The 18,234-nt window shown below is 39.6% G+C and carries 17 protein-coding genes; 2 read left to right on the forward strand and 15 right to left on the reverse strand.

The window, feature by feature from the left end:
* Positions 1-21: 21 nt before the first annotated feature.
* Complete coding sequence (locus JNUCC23_RS14795; RefSeq protein ID WP_062177866.1) at positions 22-465, reverse strand: GatB/YqeY domain-containing protein; 444 nt, start codon at positions 463-465, stop codon at positions 22-24.
* Between the two features lie 14 nt (positions 466-479).
* Positions 480-653, reverse strand: coding sequence for a 30S ribosomal protein S21 (gene rpsU / locus JNUCC23_RS14800; RefSeq protein ID WP_028391853.1), 174 nt, complete (start codon positions 651-653; stop codon positions 480-482).
* A gap of 232 nt (positions 654-885) precedes the next feature.
* Between rpsU and JNUCC23_RS14805 the strand changes: the two genes are divergently transcribed.
* Entirely contained in the window at positions 886-1,815 is a 930-nt protein-coding gene (locus tag JNUCC23_RS14805; protein ID WP_454212115.1) for a Na/Pi symporter, read from the forward strand.
* A gap of 53 nt (positions 1,816-1,868) precedes the next feature.
* Here the strand turns inward: JNUCC23_RS14805 and deoC are convergent, their stop codons facing one another.
* The 13 genes from deoC to gpr form a co-directional block, all read right to left on the reverse strand.
* Positions 1,869-2,540, reverse strand: a complete 672-nt coding sequence (gene deoC / locus JNUCC23_RS14810; protein ID WP_403069974.1) for a deoxyribose-phosphate aldolase — start codon at positions 2,538-2,540, stop codon at positions 1,869-1,871.
* A gap of 259 nt (positions 2,541-2,799) precedes the next feature.
* On the reverse strand, positions 2,800-4,152 hold the full coding sequence (gene mtaB, locus JNUCC23_RS14815) for a tRNA (N(6)-L-threonylcarbamoyladenosine(37)-C(2))-methylthiotransferase MtaB (protein ID WP_454212117.1): 1,353 nt from the start codon (positions 4,150-4,152) through the stop codon (positions 2,800-2,802).
* Positions 4,153-4,157: 5 nt separating this feature from the next.
* Positions 4,158-4,910: a 16S rRNA (uracil(1498)-N(3))-methyltransferase gene (locus JNUCC23_RS14820; RefSeq protein WP_403072040.1), complete on the reverse strand. Its 753-nt coding sequence runs from the start codon at positions 4,908-4,910 to the stop codon at positions 4,158-4,160.
* 258 nt (positions 4,911-5,168) lie between these two features.
* Positions 5,169-6,110 carry a 50S ribosomal protein L11 methyltransferase gene (gene prmA / locus JNUCC23_RS14825; RefSeq protein ID WP_062177854.1) on the reverse strand — a complete coding sequence of 314 codons (942 nt, stop codon included), beginning with the start codon at positions 6,108-6,110 and terminating at the stop codon, positions 5,169-5,171.
* A gap of 22 nt (positions 6,111-6,132) precedes the next feature.
* Positions 6,133-7,254 carry a molecular chaperone DnaJ gene (gene dnaJ / locus JNUCC23_RS14830; RefSeq protein WP_062177851.1) on the reverse strand — a complete coding sequence of 374 codons (1,122 nt, stop codon included), beginning with the start codon at positions 7,252-7,254 and terminating at the stop codon, positions 6,133-6,135.
* A gap of 342 nt (positions 7,255-7,596) precedes the next feature.
* A complete protein-coding gene (gene dnaK / locus JNUCC23_RS14835) occupies positions 7,597-9,429 on the reverse strand; it encodes a molecular chaperone DnaK (RefSeq protein WP_062177847.1) in 1,833 nt (610 codons plus the stop codon).
* A gap of 29 nt (positions 9,430-9,458) precedes the next feature.
* Positions 9,459-10,043, reverse strand: coding sequence for a nucleotide exchange factor GrpE (gene grpE, locus JNUCC23_RS14840; RefSeq protein WP_454212120.1), 585 nt, complete (start codon positions 10,041-10,043; stop codon positions 9,459-9,461).
* A gap of 95 nt (positions 10,044-10,138) precedes the next feature.
* Positions 10,139-11,170, reverse strand: a complete 1,032-nt coding sequence (hrcA, locus tag JNUCC23_RS14845; RefSeq protein ID WP_062177844.1) for a heat-inducible transcriptional repressor HrcA — start codon at positions 11,168-11,170, stop codon at positions 10,139-10,141.
* 128 nt (positions 11,171-11,298) lie between these two features.
* On the reverse strand, positions 11,299-12,438 hold the full coding sequence (hemW, locus tag JNUCC23_RS14850) for a radical SAM family heme chaperone HemW (RefSeq protein WP_454212122.1): 1,140 nt from the start codon (positions 12,436-12,438) through the stop codon (positions 11,299-11,301).
* 101 nt (positions 12,439-12,539) lie between these two features.
* Complete coding sequence (gene lepA / locus JNUCC23_RS14855) at positions 12,540-14,375, reverse strand: translation elongation factor 4 (RefSeq protein WP_062177840.1); 1,836 nt, start codon at positions 14,373-14,375, stop codon at positions 12,540-12,542.
* Between the two features lie 402 nt (positions 14,376-14,777).
* Entirely contained in the window at positions 14,778-15,110 is a 333-nt protein-coding gene (locus JNUCC23_RS14860) for a YqxA family protein (protein ID WP_062177837.1), read from the reverse strand.
* An 18-nt stretch (positions 15,111-15,128) separates the two neighbouring features.
* Positions 15,129-16,322 (reverse strand): stage II sporulation protein P, encoded by a 1,194-nt coding sequence (gene spoIIP, locus JNUCC23_RS14865; RefSeq protein ID WP_454212125.1) that lies wholly within the window; start codon positions 16,320-16,322, stop codon positions 15,129-15,131.
* A gap of 81 nt (positions 16,323-16,403) precedes the next feature.
* Positions 16,404-17,522: a GPR endopeptidase gene (gpr, locus tag JNUCC23_RS14870; protein ID WP_454212127.1), complete on the reverse strand. Its 1,119-nt coding sequence runs from the start codon at positions 17,520-17,522 to the stop codon at positions 16,404-16,406.
* Positions 17,523-17,868: 346 nt separating this feature from the next.
* Between gpr and rpsT the strand changes: the two genes are divergently transcribed.
* The gene (gene rpsT, locus JNUCC23_RS14875) at positions 17,869-18,135 is read left to right on the forward strand and encodes a 30S ribosomal protein S20 (RefSeq protein WP_062177831.1); all 267 of its coding nucleotides are present in this window, start codon (positions 17,869-17,871) and stop codon (positions 18,133-18,135) included.
* The last annotated feature ends 99 nt before the right edge of the window (positions 18,136-18,234 follow it).

Consider the following 18,234-nt stretch of genomic DNA (forward strand, 5'->3'; position numbering starts at 1 on the left):
TATGGCTTTGGGTGTTTGAGTTTAAGATAGATGTTGTTGCACTAACTTATTTACAAGAGAACCATCTGCTTTGCCTTTTACTTTAGGCATTAGCGCTCCCATTACTCGGCCCATATCTGTTTTAGATGATGCTTTGACTTCTTCGATTGTATTTTTTACAATTTCGGAAATCTCTTCTTCTGAAAGTTGCTCCGGCATATATGCCTCAACGTAATCTATTTCGGTACGGACTTTATCCACGAGATCGATACGACCTGCATTTTCAAACTCTTGGAGGGAGTCTTTGCGTTGTTTTAATTCGCGAGAGAGCACTGTCAATTCTTCATCATCTGTTAATTCTTCACGCTTTTTCAATTCTTCGTTTTGAAGAGAAGATTTAAGCATACGAATAACAGATAGTTTGTCCTTTTCTTTGTTCTTCATCGCTTGTTTCATATCATTATTTAAACGCTCGAGAAGACTCATCTTTCCACCCTCTCTTAGAATTTACGTTTTCTTGCAGCTTCAGACTTTTTCTTACGTTTTACACTTGGCTTTTCATAAAATTCACGCTTCCTAGCTTCCTGAAGCGATCCTGCTTTAGATACAGTACGTTTGAAACGACGAAGAGCATCTTCAAGCGATTCGTTTTTACGAACGACGGTTTTAGACATCTCTTTCCCTCCCTCCGAAAACAACACACAAACTCAAGTTGTCAACATGTTATACATGTACTAAACCATTATAATATATGCATCTAATCAGGTCAACTGGTTAATTAAAACTATTTGTCGTTTACTGCGATATATCTAAACTTTTTTTGTGAAAAATTATTTTTTATTCATATCGTTCTAAACAAGCATGTCCCACGCAACTAGTCCATACACTTTAGCAGAGGTGAGTTACTTGAGGGATTTAGCCTTGTTCGTATTGTTTATTGTCATTTTTCTTACTGGAATGTTTGTTTTACGGGTCGGCTTATTTAATTTGTCTGGGATAAAATTAAAATCGATACTTGAAAAAATAACAAATCGTTCATGGAAGGGATTTTTAGCGGGCGTGCTCTTTACAGGAGTCCTCCAGAGTAGTTCAGCCGTCATGGTCATGACGGTCGGACTCGTTTCGTCAGGAAGCATTGCCTTCCCTCAAACTATTGGCATTATTCTTGGCACAAATATTGGATCCACCTTCACCGCAGAGTTCATGACCTTTTCACTTAACTCATATATTATTCCCGGCGTTATCAGTGGTGCGGTATTGTGGCTGCTTCCATCAACGCTCGCGAGGAGCCTTGGGACTGCTTTGATTGGGATTAGCTCCATTTTTGCAGCGATGAGCGGATTTAAATTTCTATCCTCCTCATTAGCCAACTATCCATTTACGAAGCATTTGCTTGCAGAAATGGACAGTCACCTATTCATTGCAATCTTAACAGGCGTGATCATTACAGCTATCATTCACTCAAGCTCAGCGGCCATTGGAATTACGATGAGTTTTTTGGCAGGAGGAGATATGGCTTTAGCAACCGCGATCGCGATTATGCTCGGTTCAAATGTTGGGACATGCATTACCGGTTGGATGGCAAGTATCGGATCTGGAAAGGAGGCATCACTTACTGCGTACGCGCATATTTGGTTGAATTTGCTAGGGGTACTGATATTTATTCCATTGATTCATTATTTAGAAACATTTGCACAAGCATTAACTTCTTCAAAGGATATGCAACTTGCCCATGCGAGCGTTTTATTTAATGTCATCACATCACTCGCTGTATTGCCTTTCTCTAAACAATTTGCAAACATTGTTTTAAGAATTCATACTAGAAAAAAAACATAAGGCCTTGCTTCAAAAACCGAGGGGGGTTTTTGAAACAAAGCCTTTTTTAAAAATTAATAATCAGAATCAGCCGTTAAACCATTCACAATCGCAATTCCTGCACTTGCACCAATTCTAGTTGCTCCGGCTTCGATTACTTTCGTTGCATCTTCTGTATTACGGACACCACCTGAAGCTTTAACACCGATAGAAGGACCTACTGTTTTTCTCATAAGGGCGATGTCTTCAGGAGTTGCCCCACCTGTTGAGAAGCCCGTTGACGTTTTCACGTAATCAGCACCTGCTTTTACAGCAAGCTCACATGCACGGATTTTTTCTTCCTCTGTTAGTAAAGACGTTTCGATAATGACTTTGGATAATGCTTTCCCTTTTGAACTTTCAATAACCGCACGGATATCTCGTTCTACTAATTCATCATCTTGATCTTTTAAGGCGCCGATATTGATCACCATATCGACTTCGTTTGCACCATTTTCAATGGCATTCTTCGTTTCAAACGCTTTCGTTTCAGGAGTGTTTGCTCCTAACGGGAAGCCAATCACTGTACAAACGACTACATCAGATCCTGCAAGCAATTCACTCGCATAAGTAACCCAAGTAGGGTTTACGCAAACGGATGCGAAGTGATGCTCTCTTGCTTCCTCACATAATTGTTTAATTTGTGCCTTTGTTGCATCTGCTTTTAATAACGTATGATCAATAAGGTTAGCTACATTTTTTGACATAATGATATCTCCTTCTAAACTAAGTATATTAGTTGTACGTACCTCTTCATCATATCATGTTTAGTCGAATATGACGAATATTAAATTTACATGTTTGGACTCTTAGTTATTATTGTGTGCAAGAACCTGGGAATTTATAAAAAACAAAGAAGGGTCAGACCCCGCAACAACTAAATTCAGTATATGATAAGTGTACGAAACACTAGATACTGATTTAGAGTGCAAGGTCAGACCCTTAGAGACGCCCTCTGCCTATTGGTTAACCTACAATTCCGGCTGTTACTTCAGAATCTTTCAAAACTGTCACAAACTGCCCTTCATTATAAGGGTAACCCGATTTTGTAATTTTCACTTTCACAATTTCGCCAACCATTTCTTCGGTAGCTTGGAAGACGACTTTTAAATAGTTATCTGTATAGCCTACATATAAGCCGCTTTTGGGATTCTCTTTGTAAAGCTCTTCTGGAATAACTTCTAGCACTTCCCCTTCAAAAAGAGAGGCATATTCTTTTGAAAGTTGCTCAGAAAGCGAGATTAAGCGATGTACACGTTCATTCTTTACTTCTTCATCCACTTGATCTGTCATTCTCGCAGCCGGAGTACCTGTACGTTTAGAGTAGGGGAAAACGTGCAATTCAGAGAATTTATGGTCTTTAATAAAATTATATGTTTCCATGAACTCTTCTTCCGTTTCACCAGGGAAGCCAACAATTACATCGGAAGTAACGGCAAGACCTGGTAAAGCTTGACGAAGTTTCACTAAACGGTCTGCATAAAATTCCATCGAATATTTTCTTCTCATTCGCTTAAGAACTGTATCAGATCCAGACTGAATCGGAATGTGTAGGTGACGTACGACTTTATTGGAATTCGCCAACACTTCAATCACTTCATCTGTAATTTGACTTGCCTCAATCGAAGATATTCTAATTCGTTTTAATCCAACGATTTGCGTTTCTAAATCTCTGAGCAATCTCGCTAAATTATAATCTTTCATATCTTCCCCATAGCCACCTGTATGAATACCAGTCAAAACGATCTCTTTGTAACCAGCGTCAACAAGTTGCTGTGCTTGATTGAGCACTTCTTTCGGGTCACGAGAACGCATTAAGCCACGAGCCCAAGGAATAATACAGAAAGTGCAGAAGTTATTACAACCTTCTTGAATCTTCAAGGAAGCTCGCGTGCGATCGGTAAATGCAGGCACATCCAATTCTTCGTACACGCGTGATTTCATAATGTTTCCAACGCCATTAATCGGTTGACGTTCTTGCTTATATTGCTCGATATACCCAAGCATCTTCGTCCGATCTTGAGTACCTACTACAATATCAACACCAGGAATGGCCATAATTTCAGCTGGCGACGTTTGTGCATAACAGCCTGTTACTGCTATAACAGCATCTGGATTTTTACGAATCGCCCGACGAATAACTTGGCGACTTTTTTTATCTCCCGTATTTGTCACTGTACATGTATTGATCACATATACATCCGCATTTGTTTCATATTCAACACGTTCATAGCCATCGTTTTTAAATAATTGCCAAATGGCTTCCGTTTCATAATGGTTTACTTTACATCCTAATGTATGAAAAGCGACAGTTGCCATCTTCTTCACCTCAATAATTCTAATTGATAAGAAACAGCGGCCAATGTATAGAGTGGTGCTGTTTCAGTTCGTAATATTCTTGGTCCAAGTCCACATAGGGTAAATCCCGCTTCGGTCAGTTTTGCGATTTCTCCCTCTGATAAACCACCTTCTGGACCAAATACAAAAAGTAGGGATTGACCAGGTTTCATTTCTTGTAAAGCAGAAACAAGAGCACCCTTCTCTCCTTGTTTTGCCGATTCTTCAAATGCGACCATTTTTACATCATACTCACTAGCATGATTGATAAGACCCGCTAAATTCAATGGTTCTGTCACATGAGGAAGTACGGTGCGATGTGACTGTTCAGCCGCTTCTTTGGCTATTTTCTGCAGGCGTTCGATCTTTTTCCCCGCCTTTTTTTCGTCCCATTTTACCACCGAACGAGCCGCAATGAAAGGGATAAACTCATGCGCTCCCATTTCCGTTCCTTTTTGCACGATTACTTCCAATTTATCCCCTTTAGGCAGACCGCTCGCAATTGCAAGTTTAATCGGTAGTTCTTTATCTTCCTTCAACCATTCAATAACAGTAGCTTGTATAGCTTCACTCGTCACATCTGCGATCTCAGCCAATGCCGCTTGTCCATCCGGTTTAACAGCAATCAACTGGTCTGTAGTCCCCATTCTCATTACCCTTGTAATATGATGAAAATCCGCTCCAGTGATTTGAATCTTTTCATCTACAAACGCATCTAATTCTAAGAAATATCGTTGCAAACAAACACCTACTTTCATACAAAACAAATATGGCATTAATACGCCACCATTTACCATAATGATAAATCATGTAGCACGCTATACTCGCCTAATCACAATGGTGGCAGTGCAGTGCCGGATTTTGAAGTACTTTCTTAATAATGGAAGGATATCTGTAAGTAGATTGTCTAAATTAATAAGTCCGAATCTCCATGTCCTTCATACAAAACAGGTGGCAACTGCTTTGCCACCTTAATGATTTCTCTAGTATGCAACACTTCATTGGTTTCTTTTGGCGATAAACGCAACCCAATCTTCCATTAAAAGCGTCTCTTCAATTGTGAATCCAGCCGCAATTATCGCATCTTTTACTTCTTGTTTTTTCGGTTGAATAATTCCTGATGAAATAAAATAGCCACCTGGTTTCACCACTTTTGCCACATCATCGGTAAAGCGAAGAATCACTTCAGCTAAAATATTCGCCACGACCACATCTGTTTGTTCTTTGATACCATCCAGTAAATTCCCTTGCGAAACATTGACTCGTTCTTGAACTTTATTAAGTTTCACATTGATAATCGCTGAACGGACTGCGACCTCATCTAAATCAAGACCATGAACGTTTTTCGCGTCAAGTAATGCTGCAGCAATACTTAGAACGCCTGAACCCGTACCAACATCCACCACGACATCGCCAGGCTTTACTGTACGCTCTAATGCTTGAATACACATAACTGTCGTTGGATGGGTTCCCGTTCCAAAGGCCATTCCCGGATCTAATTCAATAATCAGCTCATCACTGTTCACTGGTGTATAGTCTTCCCAAGTTGGTACAATGGTAAAACGTTCAGAAATTTTAACAGGATGATAATATTTCTTCCAAGCTGTCGCCCATTCTTCTTCATTCACTTCACTAATCGATATCGCATTTAAGCCTAGATCAATATCAAACACTAACAGATTATTAATGGATTCCTTAATCGCGTCTACTGTCTCACCTAAGAAACTATTCACAGGTATATATGCTTTAACGATAACGCCTTCTTCGGGATAATCGGCTGGGTTAAGCTGGTAGATTTCTCCAAAGACATTTTCTCGTTCTTTTAACAGTTCCAAAGGATCTTCAATAACAACTCCACTCGCACCCGCCTCATGCAGAATATTGGAAACAGGTTCGACCGCTTCATTTGTTGTATGGATTGCAATTTCAGACCATTTCATTTCTACCAACTCCCCTAATCAATTAGTCACCTTTAAATGCGCGTTTTACTTTAGCAAAAAAACCATCTTCCTGTTCATCCGGGGCATTTTGTCCACTAATATCAGAGAATTCACGAAGTAATTGCTTTTGTTTTTCAGTAAGCTTTCTTGGTGTAATGAGTAAAATGACAACATGCTGATCACCTTGACCATAGCCACGGACATTTTGAACACCTTTTCCTTTTAGACGGAAACGGGTACCTGTTTGTGTGCCTGCAGGAACTTTCAGCTTCACTTTTCCATGAACAGTAGGTACTTCGATTTCATCTCCTAGTGCTGCTTGAGCAAATGTAATCGGCATTTCACAATAAATATCATCGCCTTCACGCTCAAAAAACTCATGTTCACGTACTCGGAACACTACATACAAGTCCCCAGCAGGACCGCCATTGAATCCTGGTTCACCTTGCCCTGTAACACGTAGCTGCTGACCATCATCAATTCCAGCTGGAACCTTGACTTCAATCTTTTTACGTTTTTGAACCTTTCCAGCACCACTACATGTTGAACATTTTTCAGGAATAATTTTCCCTGTTCCTTGACAATGATGACAAGTACGACGATTGACCATACGACCAAACGCTGTATTCTGCTCGACATTTAATTGACCTGTACCATGACAATGTGAACATGTATTTACCTTTGTTCCTGGTTTAGCGCCTGAACCAGAACATGTATCACAGGTTTCTTCGCGAGGAATCTCGATTATCGTCTCTTTGCCAAATACCGCTTCTTCAAAAGAGAGTGTCATCGTATATTGTAAATCAGATCCCTGTCTTGGTGCGTTCGGATCTCTTCTTCTTCCGCCGCCTCCACCAAAGAATGTACTGAAGATGTCTTCAAAACCACCAAAGCCGCCAAAGTCCTGGCCACCAAACCCTTGATTCGGATCCGTATGCCCAAATTGGTCATAATGTGCTTTCTTCTGTTCATCACTTAACACTTCATATGCTTCTGTAATCTCTTTAAATTTATCATTTGCATCTTCCGCTTTATTAATATCTGGATGATATTGTTTAGAAAGCTTACGATACGCCTTTTTCACTTCATCTTTAGATGCTCCTTTGGAAACCCCAAGCACCTCATAATAATCTCTTTTACTCATACTCTTTCTCACTCCCGATCCTTTTCACATAAAGATTATTCTAACATCCATCGAAGATATAGTGCAATAAGAAAAACGCAAGCGCCTTGGACAGCTCGCGAAGAAAATGAGGATTGACGCATGATGGCATGCTCTTCGCCATCTTGTGGCAATCAACTTTTTCTAAAGCGAGCTAGGCGCTGTAGTTAGACAATAAGAAAAACGTAAGCGCCTATTTATGGAACTTTGACTAAAGTCCACCAACCATTTCTTATCTCAAAAAAGCCAAAGCCAAGATAACCTGACTTTGACTTTTTTTCAGAGAGTTGGCTCTTCGCTAATCAATTGCCATATCTCATTGTATTATTTTTTATCGTCGTCTACTTCTGTGAATTCAGCGTCTACTACATCATCATTTGATGGTTGTGCTTCGCCTTCTGCACCTTGAGCAGCTTGTTGTGCTTTTGCTGCCTCTTCGTAAAGCTTCATTGATAAAGCTTGAACGATTTCATTAAGCGCGTCTTTTTTCGTACGAATTTCTTCTAATTCGTTTTTCTCAATCGCAGCTTTAAGTTCGTCTTTCGCTTCGTTTGCTTTCGCAACTTCCGCTTCATCGACTTTACCTTCAAGGTCTTTCAACGTTTTTTCCGTTTGGAAAACAAGTTGATCGGCTTCGTTGCGAAGTTCAACTTCTTCTTTACGTTGTTTATCAGCATCAGCGTTTTCTTCCGCTTCACGTACCATGCGGTCGATTTCTTCATCAGATAGACCTGAAGATGATTTGATTGTGATTGCTTGTTCTTTGTTTGTGCCAAGGTCTTTCGCACGTACGTTTACAATCCCGTTTTTGTCGATATCGAATGTTACTTCAACTTGTGGAATTCCACGTGGTGCTGGTGGGATATCGCTTAATTGGAAACGACCAAGCGTTTTATTATCAGCAGACATCGGACGTTCACCTTGAAGAACATGGATATCTACAGCTGTTTGATTATCAGCAGCCGTTGAGAATACTTGAGATTTACTTGTAGGAATCGTTGTATTACGATCAATCAATTTCGTAAATACTCCGCCCATTGTTTCGATACCAAGTGAAAGTGGAGTTACATCAAGAAGTACAACATCTTTCACATCTCCAGTTAAAACGCCACCTTGAATTGCAGCACCCATTGCTACTACTTCATCAGGGTTTACGCCTTTTGAAGGTTCTTGACCTAATTCTTTTTTGATCGCTTCAACAACAGCAGGAATACGTGTTGAACCACCAACAAGAATCACTTTATCGATTTCAGATGCAGAAAGTCCTGAATCTTTCAACGCTTGACGAGTTGGTCCCATTGTACGTTCTACAAGTCCAGCTGTGATTTCATCAAATTTCGCTCTTGTTAATGTAACATCTAAATGAAGTGGACCTGCTTCTCCAGCTGTAATAAATGGTAATGATACTTGAGTAGATGTAACACCAGAAAGATCTTTTTTCGCTTTTTCAGCAGCATCTTTCAAGCGTTGTACCGCCATTTTATCTTTAGCTAGGTCAATGCCGTTTTCTTTTTTAAATTCAGCTACTAAATAGTCAATAACCATTTGGTCGAAATCATCTCCACCAAGTTTGTTATCTCCAGCCGTTGATTTCACTTCAAAAACGCCGTCTCCCAATTCCATAACAGATACGTCAAATGTACCGCCGCCAAGGTCAAAAACGAGAATGGTTTGATCTTGATCTGTTTTATCCAAACCATAAGCTAATGCTGCAGCAGTTGGTTCGTTGATAATACGCTCTACTTCAAGACCAGCGATTTGACCAGCGTCTTTTGTCGCTTGACGCTCTGCATCATTAAAGTATGCTGGAACTGTGATAACTGCTTTCGTTACTTCTTCGCCAAGATATTCTTCCGCATATGATTTCAAGTATTGAAGAATAATCGCCGAAACTTCTTGAGGTGAGTAATCTTTCCCTTCAATCGTTTCTTTATGATTTGTTCCCATATGACGTTTAACAGAGATAATTGTGTTAGGGTTTGTGATTGCTTGACGTTTTGCTACTTCCCCTACTTGTCTTTCACCATTTTTGAAAGCAACAACGGATGGTGTTGTACGATTGCCTTCTGGGTTCGGAATTACCTTTGGTTCCCCACCTTCAAGTACAGATACACATGAGTTCGTTGTACCTAAGTCAATACCAATAATCTTGCTCATAGTCACTTACCTCCTGCTATTTATGTAGTTTATTCACTTACTTTGACCATCGACGGACGGATCACTCTGTCCTTCAATTTATAACCTTTTTGGAATTCCTCCACAATGATATTAGAATCAACGTTATCGTCTTGTACTTGCATAACAGCTTGATGCATATGTGGATCAAATTCTTTTCCTACAGATTCAATCGCTTCGATGCCTTCTTTTTTCAACGCTTCTACGATTCCTTTGTAGATCATATCCATTCCGGCAAGCATCGATTTCGTTTCTTCATGATCGCTTTCGATTTTCATCGCTCTTTCAAAATTATCTAAAGACTGAATTAAATCGCCAGCAAGGCTTTGCGCTCTATATTTCAATGCCGCTTCCATATCAAGCTTGGCACGTCGTCTCGAGTTATCAAAATCAGCTTGTAAACGTAAATATTTATTATCCATTTCTTCTATCTTTGCTTCTAATTCTTCAATCTTGGCAGTAGCCGTTTGAAGTTCATCCATAGGAGCAACAGCTTCTTCTTCATTTGCCTGCTCAACTTGAACATCTTCCTCAGCAAAAATAGCTTCAACAGTTTCTTCGTTTACTGGTTGTTCATTATTTCTCTCTTCTGTCACAATCTCACCTCCTAAAAATGGGTGCTTTATATATGTAAGACATACTAGAGAACGGCAGAACAGAATATCCTGCACATCCCCCAATATTGCCTTTACTAATAATTTTGATACAGCTTTGTTAAAAGGGCTGTCATATCTTTTGAGAAGAATTCCAGCAAACTAATAACACGGGAGTATTCCATTCTTGTCGGTCCAAGAATCGCAATCGTTCCTACTTGTTGTTGCCCGACCGAATATGTAGCGGTAATCAAACTGCAATCTTCAAGCAAAACATTGTTATTCTCTCTACCGATTTTCACGTGAATACCAGCTGGATTTTGTTTCATTATCTCATAAAGGCCTTGTTCCTGTTCAATCAATGAAAGCAGTGAAGATACTTTATCAATATCATGAAACTCAGGCTGTTTCAACATATTCGTTTTGCCACCAAAAAATAATTTTGGAGGCTTCGCGATATCCAGTGTTTCTGCAAGAGAAGTCACTAACGTACCATAATTATGGATATGCTGACTAAGCAATACAGCTACTTCTTTATAAATCTTATCACGTAGCTCAGCAAGAGGGACCCCGACCAGACGATCATTTAAAATATTTGCCATCTTCTCAATTTCATTCATATCAAAAGATGGCGGAAGTGAAATGACCTTATTCTCAACATGTCCAGTGTCGGTAATAATAATTGCAATCGCCGTTTCCTTACTTAAAGAGATAATTTGAATCTTCTTCAGCTTGTTATCTTTGACTTTTGGACCTAAAACGATCGATGTGTAGTTCGTTAGCTCTGAGAGTATTTTGGCGGATTTTTGAACAATTTTCTCAAGTTCATAAATCCGATCTGCAAAAATCGAGCGAATAATACGGCGATCATCTGTTTTTAAGCTTTGCGGCGCCAACAAATGGTCGACATAATATCTATACCCTTTTTCAGAAGGAATTCTCCCTGATGAGGTATGTGTTTTTTCCAAAAAACCAAATTCTTCTAAATCCGACATCTCATTCCGGATTGTCGCAGAACTAAAAGCAATTCCTTCTTTTTTCGACAAACTCCGCGATCCAATTGGTTGGGCATTTCGAATAAAATCATCAATAAGGGCTTGAAGGATTAATAATTGACGATCCGTTATCATCTATGATCCCCCCTGTTAGCACTCTGTCCTCGTGAGTGCTAATATACTAATAAATTATCAAATGCCGGTAGTGATGTCAACGGTTTAGACCTAGAACTTTCTTCATTTTTTTTAGAGATTGCCCATCTTTATTCTAAACCAAGGAATTCCTGGAATACTTCATTGCCTAGTAGTTTGCCTTGTTTAGTTAATCGCACAAACCCATCCTTCTCTTCTAGCAAGCCTTTTCCAACATGTTTTTCGAGTGGTTTTGCAAAAACATCTGTCATTTCCACCCGAAATTTATCGGCAAATTTCGCGTAAGAAACACCTGCTGTTTTTCTTAACCCCAAAAACATTTCCTCTTCCATTTGTTCATGAATAGGGACAAGATGATTTTCTAGGACAGGGAGCTCGTTATCTACAAGTGGTGTCATATATTTCTTCACTGGCCCATGATTAGCGATTCGTCTACCCGCCGTATAGCCATGAGCCCCAGCGCCGATGCCATAATACTCATCATTATTCCAATAGGTTAGGTTATGACGACTTTCATAGCCTGGTTTTGCAAAATTGCTGATTTCATATTGATTGAGACCATGCTTATCCATCGTTTCCATGAGCTGCTCATACATGCGCGCTTCTAGATCCTGAGGTGGCAAGTTTAGTTTTCCCTTTTGCATTAAATTATAAAAAACTGTTTTTGGCTCGACAATCAGCGAATAACTAGAGTAATGCGGCAAATCAAGTGCAAGCGCTGCATCAAGCGTTTCTAGAAAATCTTCCATCGTCTGACCAGGAAGTCCATAAATTAAGTCAATACTTATATTCGTAAAGCCGACCGACTGCGCTTTTTCAATCGTTTCATACACTTCTTTTGCTCGGTGTGTTCGACCAATTCTTTTTAATAAATCATCATTAAAGCTTTGTACCCCAAAACTAAGCCGATTTACCCCGGATTGAAACATGATGGCCAATTTTTCACGGGAAAGATCACCAGGGTTTGCTTCAAAGGAATATTCTGCCCCTTCATTCATCGGCATCCACTCAGAAATTGAATCACAAAGGAACGCGAGCTGTTTTTCGTCTAATGATGTCGGGGTTCCACCACCAACAAAAACGGTATCAAGCCCAGCAGTTGGATATTTATTCACCTGTAATTGCATTTCTTTTTTCATCATGACTAAATATTCATCGACCGGCTGTCCTTTTAAAAATACTTTATTGAAATCACAATAGTGGCAAATATGCTCACAAAACGGGATATGGATATAAGCGCTTTTTATCATATAGTTCACAACCTTTTGTTAGTAATCCTTGTTTGCGTAAAAAATCAAAAAGAGGCTAGACACCGAAATTACCATGGCCTACCCTCTTTTTGAAACTCACTTTATTTTTTTGGCGTTGTGTCATCCATTTTTAGTACAGCCATAAATGCTTCTTGAGGTACTTCAACAGATCCGACTTGCTTCATCCGTTTTTTACCTTCTTTTTGCTTATCAAGAAGTTTACGTTTACGGGAAATGTCACCGCCATAACATTTTGCCAGAACGTTTTTCCGCATCGCACTAATCGTAGAACGAGCGACAATTTTCTGACCGATCGCCGCTTGTATCGGCACTTCAAATTGCTGTCTAGGGATTAGCTTCTTTAATTTTTCAACAATGACTTTCCCACGTTCATAAGCAAAATCATTGTGAACGATGAAGCTTAATGCATCCACTGTCTCTGCATTTAGTAGAATATCCATCTTCACTAGCTTAGATGGCTTATATCCGATTAATTCATAATCAAATGAAGCATAGCCTCTTGTATTTGATTTCAATTGATCAAAGAAATCATAAACAATTTCAGAAAGTGGAATCTCATAATTGATGCTGACGCGTGTTTCGTCTAAATATTGCATGTCGATGAAATTCCCGCGTTTGTTTTGACAAAGCTCCATAATGGCGCCGACAAATTCAGTTGGTGCCATCATTGTCGCTTTTACATAAGGCTCTTCAACATGTTCGATTTTTTGTCCCTCCGGCATATTAGCAGGGTTATCGATTTTCAGTTGCGTACCGTCTGTCATAACGACATCGTAGATAACACTTGGCGCAGTCGTAATTAAATCGATTTTAAATTCACGTTCAATACGCTCTTGAATAATTTCCATGTGAAGCAATCCTAAAAATCCACAACGGAAACCAAATCCGAGGGCTTGAGACGACTCAGGTTCGAATTGCAAAGCTGAGTCATTCAATTCAAGCTTTTCGAGAGCATCACGCAAGTCGTTAAATTTCGCTGAATCAATTGGATACAGACCACAATACACCATTGGATTCAGTTTACGGTAACCAGCAAGCGCTTCAGTTGCCCCATTCTTAGCATTCGTAATCGTATCCCCAACACGTGTATCTCCTACATGTTTAATGGCAGCTGATAAAAAGCCTACATCTCCAATATTAAGTTCATCAACAAGTTGAGATTTCGGTGAAAAGACGCCAACTTCTGTTACATCAAATTCCTTGCCCGTCGCCATCATTTTTACTCGATCGCCGACTTTTACTGAACCGTCAATCACACGGATATAAGCAACAACGCCGCGGTAGGCATCATAGATGGAGTCAAAGATCAGCGCTTTAAGCGGTGCATCTGGATCTCCTTGTGGTGCTGGAACTAGTTCAACAACCTGCTCTAAAATATCCTCAATCCCAATACCAGCTTTTGCAGAAGCAAGAACCGCATCTGATGCATCCAGGCCAATGACTTCTTCAATTTCATTTCTAACCCGTTCAGGATCAGCACTTGGTAGGTCAATTTTATTAATAACAGGAATAATTTCGAGATTATTGTCTAATGCCAAATACACGTTAGCAAGGGTCTGTGCTTCTATTCCTTGCGCGGCATCGACTACAAGCACAGCACCTTCACAGGCTGCTAAGCTTCGGGAAACTTCGTATGTAAAATCGACGTGCCCCGGTGTATCAATTAAATGGAAAATATACTCTTCTCCATCCTTCGCATTATACTTTAATTGTACGGCGTTCAATTTAATCGTAATTCCACGCTCACGCTCTAAATCCATCGAATCGAGCAGCTGACTCTTCATTTCACGTTGCTGCAAGGCATTCGTCTTTTCCAAAATACGATCTGCCAACGTCGATTTCCCATGGTCTATATGAGCAATGATGGAAAAATTTCTAATTTTGGATTGTCTTTTTAATTTTTCTTCTCTATTCATCACGTTCACTCCTACTTCTCGACACAAATACACTGTTTTACATTATAACAAGAGAAAAAGCAATGTTCAAGGAAAAGCGGAAGCGCCTTGGTCAGCCCGGACAAGCATAAGGCGAGTAAGTGAGATGGAGAGCGGGTTTCTCTCCATCTCACTTACTTGGCTTATGACCTCGAGGGGCTAGGCGCTGGAGCTGGACTGTTGGAAAAGCGGAAGGCGCGGATTTGGGATCTTGTTACACTATATTCCGCTCTGGGTTGATTACACAGGATTTTGGCGGGATTGCTCTTCATTCTGGAGTGATTCAATGTAGTTCTGGCGCGATTTCTAGGTTTTGTACGACACAAAGAGACCTCGCACTTTAAAGCATACTGAATTTAAAGTGCGAGGCCCTATACAATTTATCTAGAGATCCGAGATGAATTGAAACGCTTTTTTAAAAACACTAGAAACAGCCTCACTCATCCCCTTCCCTACTGATGAGAAAAAATTATAGGCTTTCATTTCTTCAAGCTTTTCTTTTTTCTTAGCTAAATCATGACTTGTAACTGTTTCTCCAAGAATGGACGCATGAATGTCTCCTTCATCTGACTCTGTAACCGTAAAAGCATTATAGAAAGAAGGGTCATTATAGCCTTTCATTTTTTTCATTCCCGTATTCGCTTGTTGCATCCCGAGCAACACTCCGAAGAACAAAACTAAGACAATTAAGAAACATTTAAAAGAAAATCGAAGCACAAATGGCACTCCTTCCTATTACTTTTTCTCCGTAACCGGTACATTAACTTCCTTCGCATCCCAGTAAAATTCACTAAAAACATTGGCAAATGCATCAATGGTTAAATACATTTCTTCAAATGTATTGTCAACACCACCCACTTCAAGTAACATCGCATTCCCAGAGAGATCTTGATTGTAGACACCATTGTTCCCTTTGCCACCTTGTTTCAAAACTCCCCTTGATAATCCAGGATACTTTTTCTCAATGGCATGATGAAGCTTTGTAGCTAACGCAATATTTTTCTCAGGATTCGGATTATTCGAACCGATGACAAAGGCAATTTTTGCGTATTGTTTCCCATTAATCGTAATGGTTGTATTCTTTTTTCTTTTAGAATCACGATGAATATCAATTAAATAATCTAAATCACGATTATTATCCATCGCACTTACAGCAATCGAGCGTGATTCCTGGTAGGACTTTGTATATTTCAGCCCTTTTTTATTAAGGTTAGCCTGTACATCTGCTTTTTCAAGAGAAGAACCGATTCCTTTACTTTCTAAATCCTGAAGCAGTTTCAAACCAAGCTTCGTTATGTTGATTTGTGAATGATAGGCTAAATTCGGAGCAGTAACATCTTTTAAGTATGGTAAAAACGATTCTCGATTATGAGAATGGTAAATATAGACGACCTTTTTTCCATCTGTCGTCATTGCAGGTGTTTTTACAGGCTCTTTTTCCGGTTCAACGATTCCATCTAAATTCTGTATCGATGCTTCTCGTTCATCATTTAGAACATCATTCGGTGGCGAGGATTCATACGGCATATTCGTATAATTCGTCCCTTCACCTGCTACCAAAATCTCGCTATCAAAAATCGAAAACCCTGGAAGCTCTCGACCTAGAAGGCTACGCGGATCATCTAAGGATATATTCGCTGATAGTTTTAATATTTGCTGCGTGATATTCGAACTTGACTTCCCTTCAGGTAATGCTGAAAAAAAATAATGATTCTCATTTGCTAGTAATGAATACAACATTTTCCCTGAAATTTGATCGGTCATTGCATTCACAGACTCCGAGGATAGCCGATATTCAGGACGCAAAGAAGTCATGACTCCAATTATTGAAAATAGCAAAACCATCATGACGAGAACGGACAAAAACCCTTTTATAATGGTAGCTCCGTGGACAACTGTGATTATTCCGCCTGATCGGTTTCTTTTCATTTTTTCACCCTCTCTATTGCTTGTCTCCTATAAATATGACTTTAATAGAGAGAGTAGAACTATCAGTTTAAAAGCATGCTTTTACCTAGTATAGTACCCTGTGTTGTCTTGATTAATTGATCCATGCAACGCTGCATTCAAGCCATTTGCAATCAAGTTCGCCATATCTTCTATAAACACATCTACTTCTTTTGGCGTCACCATAAGATTATGACCAATTGGCGACAATACCTCATAAATTAGCTTGCGCTTTTCGTCATCTGGCAGTGTCCCGACGATGCCGAGAAAAGTTTGACGGTGCGATTCGTCAGGCAAATCCGCTTCTGTCAACTTCTTCTTTTTTCCAAAACTGAAGCCTGCTGGTGCCAGAGCCCTTGATGGTTGATCTCCCTCTCTCAACTCTTTCCCAAAATGCTTTAAAATATAATCAATCGTGTCACTTGTAATCGATACCGCATCCACAACAGTCGGAACGCCAATCGCAATAACGGGAATGCCAAGTGTATCCTCGCTCAATTCCTTTCGCTTGTTTCCCACACCAGAACCTGGATGGATGCCTGTATCGGTAATTTGAATAGTAGAGTTCACTCTCTCAATTGAACTCGCGGCCAGAGCATCTATGACAATTAGAAAGTCTGGCTTACTTTTATCAATCACTCCTTGAATAATATCGCTTGTCTCAATTCCCGTAATCCCCATAACACCAGGAGAAACTCCGCTCACTGGACGAAATCCTTCCTCAACAGATTCTGGCTGCAATTCGAATAAATGCCTTGTAATAACTAGATTCTCAACCACTGCAGGTCCTAATGCATCAGGCGTTACATTCCAATTTCCAAGTCCGACAACAAGACAACTGCTTTCTTTAGAAATGTTTCTTGCCTGTAAAAATTGAGCCAGTTCTTTTGCAAACACTTTTTCTACCATTTGTTGAGTCTCTGTATCTTGCTGGCGAATTCCTTGCACTTCAATGGTTAAATAACTCCCCTTTTTCTTACCGATTTGCTCGGCACCTTTCTCTGTCACCTCGACAAGGGAAATTTTTAAATCATTCTCATTTTTTTCTTTAATGATTACTCCTTCAATTTTTGAAATATCCTTCTCACCTGAAACCCCTTTGTGAGCTGCCGCTAATGCGGTAGCTTCCACTGCAAGATCCGTTCTTATCGAATACTGGCTTAAATCCAAATTCTTTTCCATTTTGACCTCCGTTATTTGTAATGATAGTTATCTTAAGAAGAATTGTATTAGTTTTAAAGAGATGGTTCCGCTTTTCTTACTGTCTAGCTCCACCACCTAGCTTCCTGCGAAATAGGGGATTTCGCTTTTCTTATTACCATTCTGCTAATATTTCTTTTTTCTTATTCATTTTTTTGGTACAATACTCTATAACGAGATAAAGTTTGCTTTTAGCGTCAATTATTCCTTTTGAAGGGTATTGCATTATAGAATGCATTCTGATAAAATATCACTTGTGCTATTTAAGTATAGAACTGATAAGTCGAGTTCATATAATCTCGATTTCTTAATGTAGGAGGTGAACGGAATGCCAAATATTAAATCTGCTATTAAACGCGTGAAAACAAACGATTCTAAACGCGTTCAAAACGCTACTGTAAAATCTACAATGCGTACAACTATTAAAAACGCTGAAGCTGCTCTAGCAGGCGACAACGCTACAACTGCAAAAGAAGCTCTTTTAATAGCTGCTAAAAAATTAGACAAAGCTGCATCTAAAGGATTAATCCATAAAAATGCGGCAGCCCGTAAAAAATCTCGTTTAACGAAAAGGCTTAATGCTTTAAACGCTTAATCAACAAACGAATGAACGATCCCCTGGATCGTTTTTTTACAGGCAAAAAAGGTGTCCGTTCATTCGGACACCTTTTTTCAATTTTTCAGCAAAACCCAA

The sequence above is a fragment of the Peribacillus sp. JNUCC 23 genome (assembly GCF_053653995.1).

Coding starts and splice junctions, on each gene's coding strand:
- JNUCC23_RS14795 (WP_062177866.1), bottom strand. CDS start 465: ATGAGTCTTCTCGAGCGTTTAAATAATGATATGAAACAAGCGATGAAG.
- rpsU (WP_028391853.1), bottom strand. CDS start 653: ATGTCTAAAACCGTCGTTCGTAAAAACGAATCGCTTGAAGATGCTCTT.
- deoC (WP_403069974.1), bottom strand. CDS start 2,540: ATGTCAAAAAATGTAGCTAACCTTATTGATCATACGTTATTAAAAGCA.
- mtaB (WP_454212117.1), bottom strand. CDS start 4,152: ATGGCAACTGTCGCTTTTCATACATTAGGATGTAAAGTAAACCATTAT.
- prmA (WP_062177854.1), bottom strand. CDS start 6,110: ATGAAATGGTCTGAAATTGCAATCCATACAACAAATGAAGCGGTCGAA.
- dnaJ (WP_062177851.1), bottom strand. CDS start 7,254: ATGAGTAAAAGAGATTATTATGAGGTGCTTGGGGTTTCCAAAGGAGCA.
- dnaK (WP_062177847.1), bottom strand. CDS start 9,429: ATGAGCAAGATTATTGGTATTGACTTAGGTACAACGAACTCATGTGTA.
- hrcA (WP_062177844.1), bottom strand. CDS start 11,170: ATGATAACGGATCGTCAATTATTAATCCTTCAAGCCCTTATTGATGAT.
- hemW (WP_454212122.1), bottom strand. CDS start 12,438: ATGATAAAAAGCGCTTATATCCATATCCCGTTTTGTGAGCATATTTGC.
- lepA (WP_062177840.1), bottom strand. CDS start 14,375: ATGAATAGAGAAGAAAAATTAAAAAGACAATCCAAAATTAGAAATTTT.
- spoIIP (WP_454212125.1), bottom strand. CDS start 16,322: ATGAAAAGAAACCGATCAGGCGGAATAATCACAGTTGTCCACGGAGCT.
- gpr (WP_454212127.1), bottom strand. CDS start 17,522: ATGGAAAAGAATTTGGATTTAAGCCAGTATTCGATAAGAACGGATCTT.
- rpsT (WP_062177831.1), top strand. CDS start 17,869: ATGCCAAATATTAAATCTGCTATTAAACGCGTGAAAACAAACGATTCT.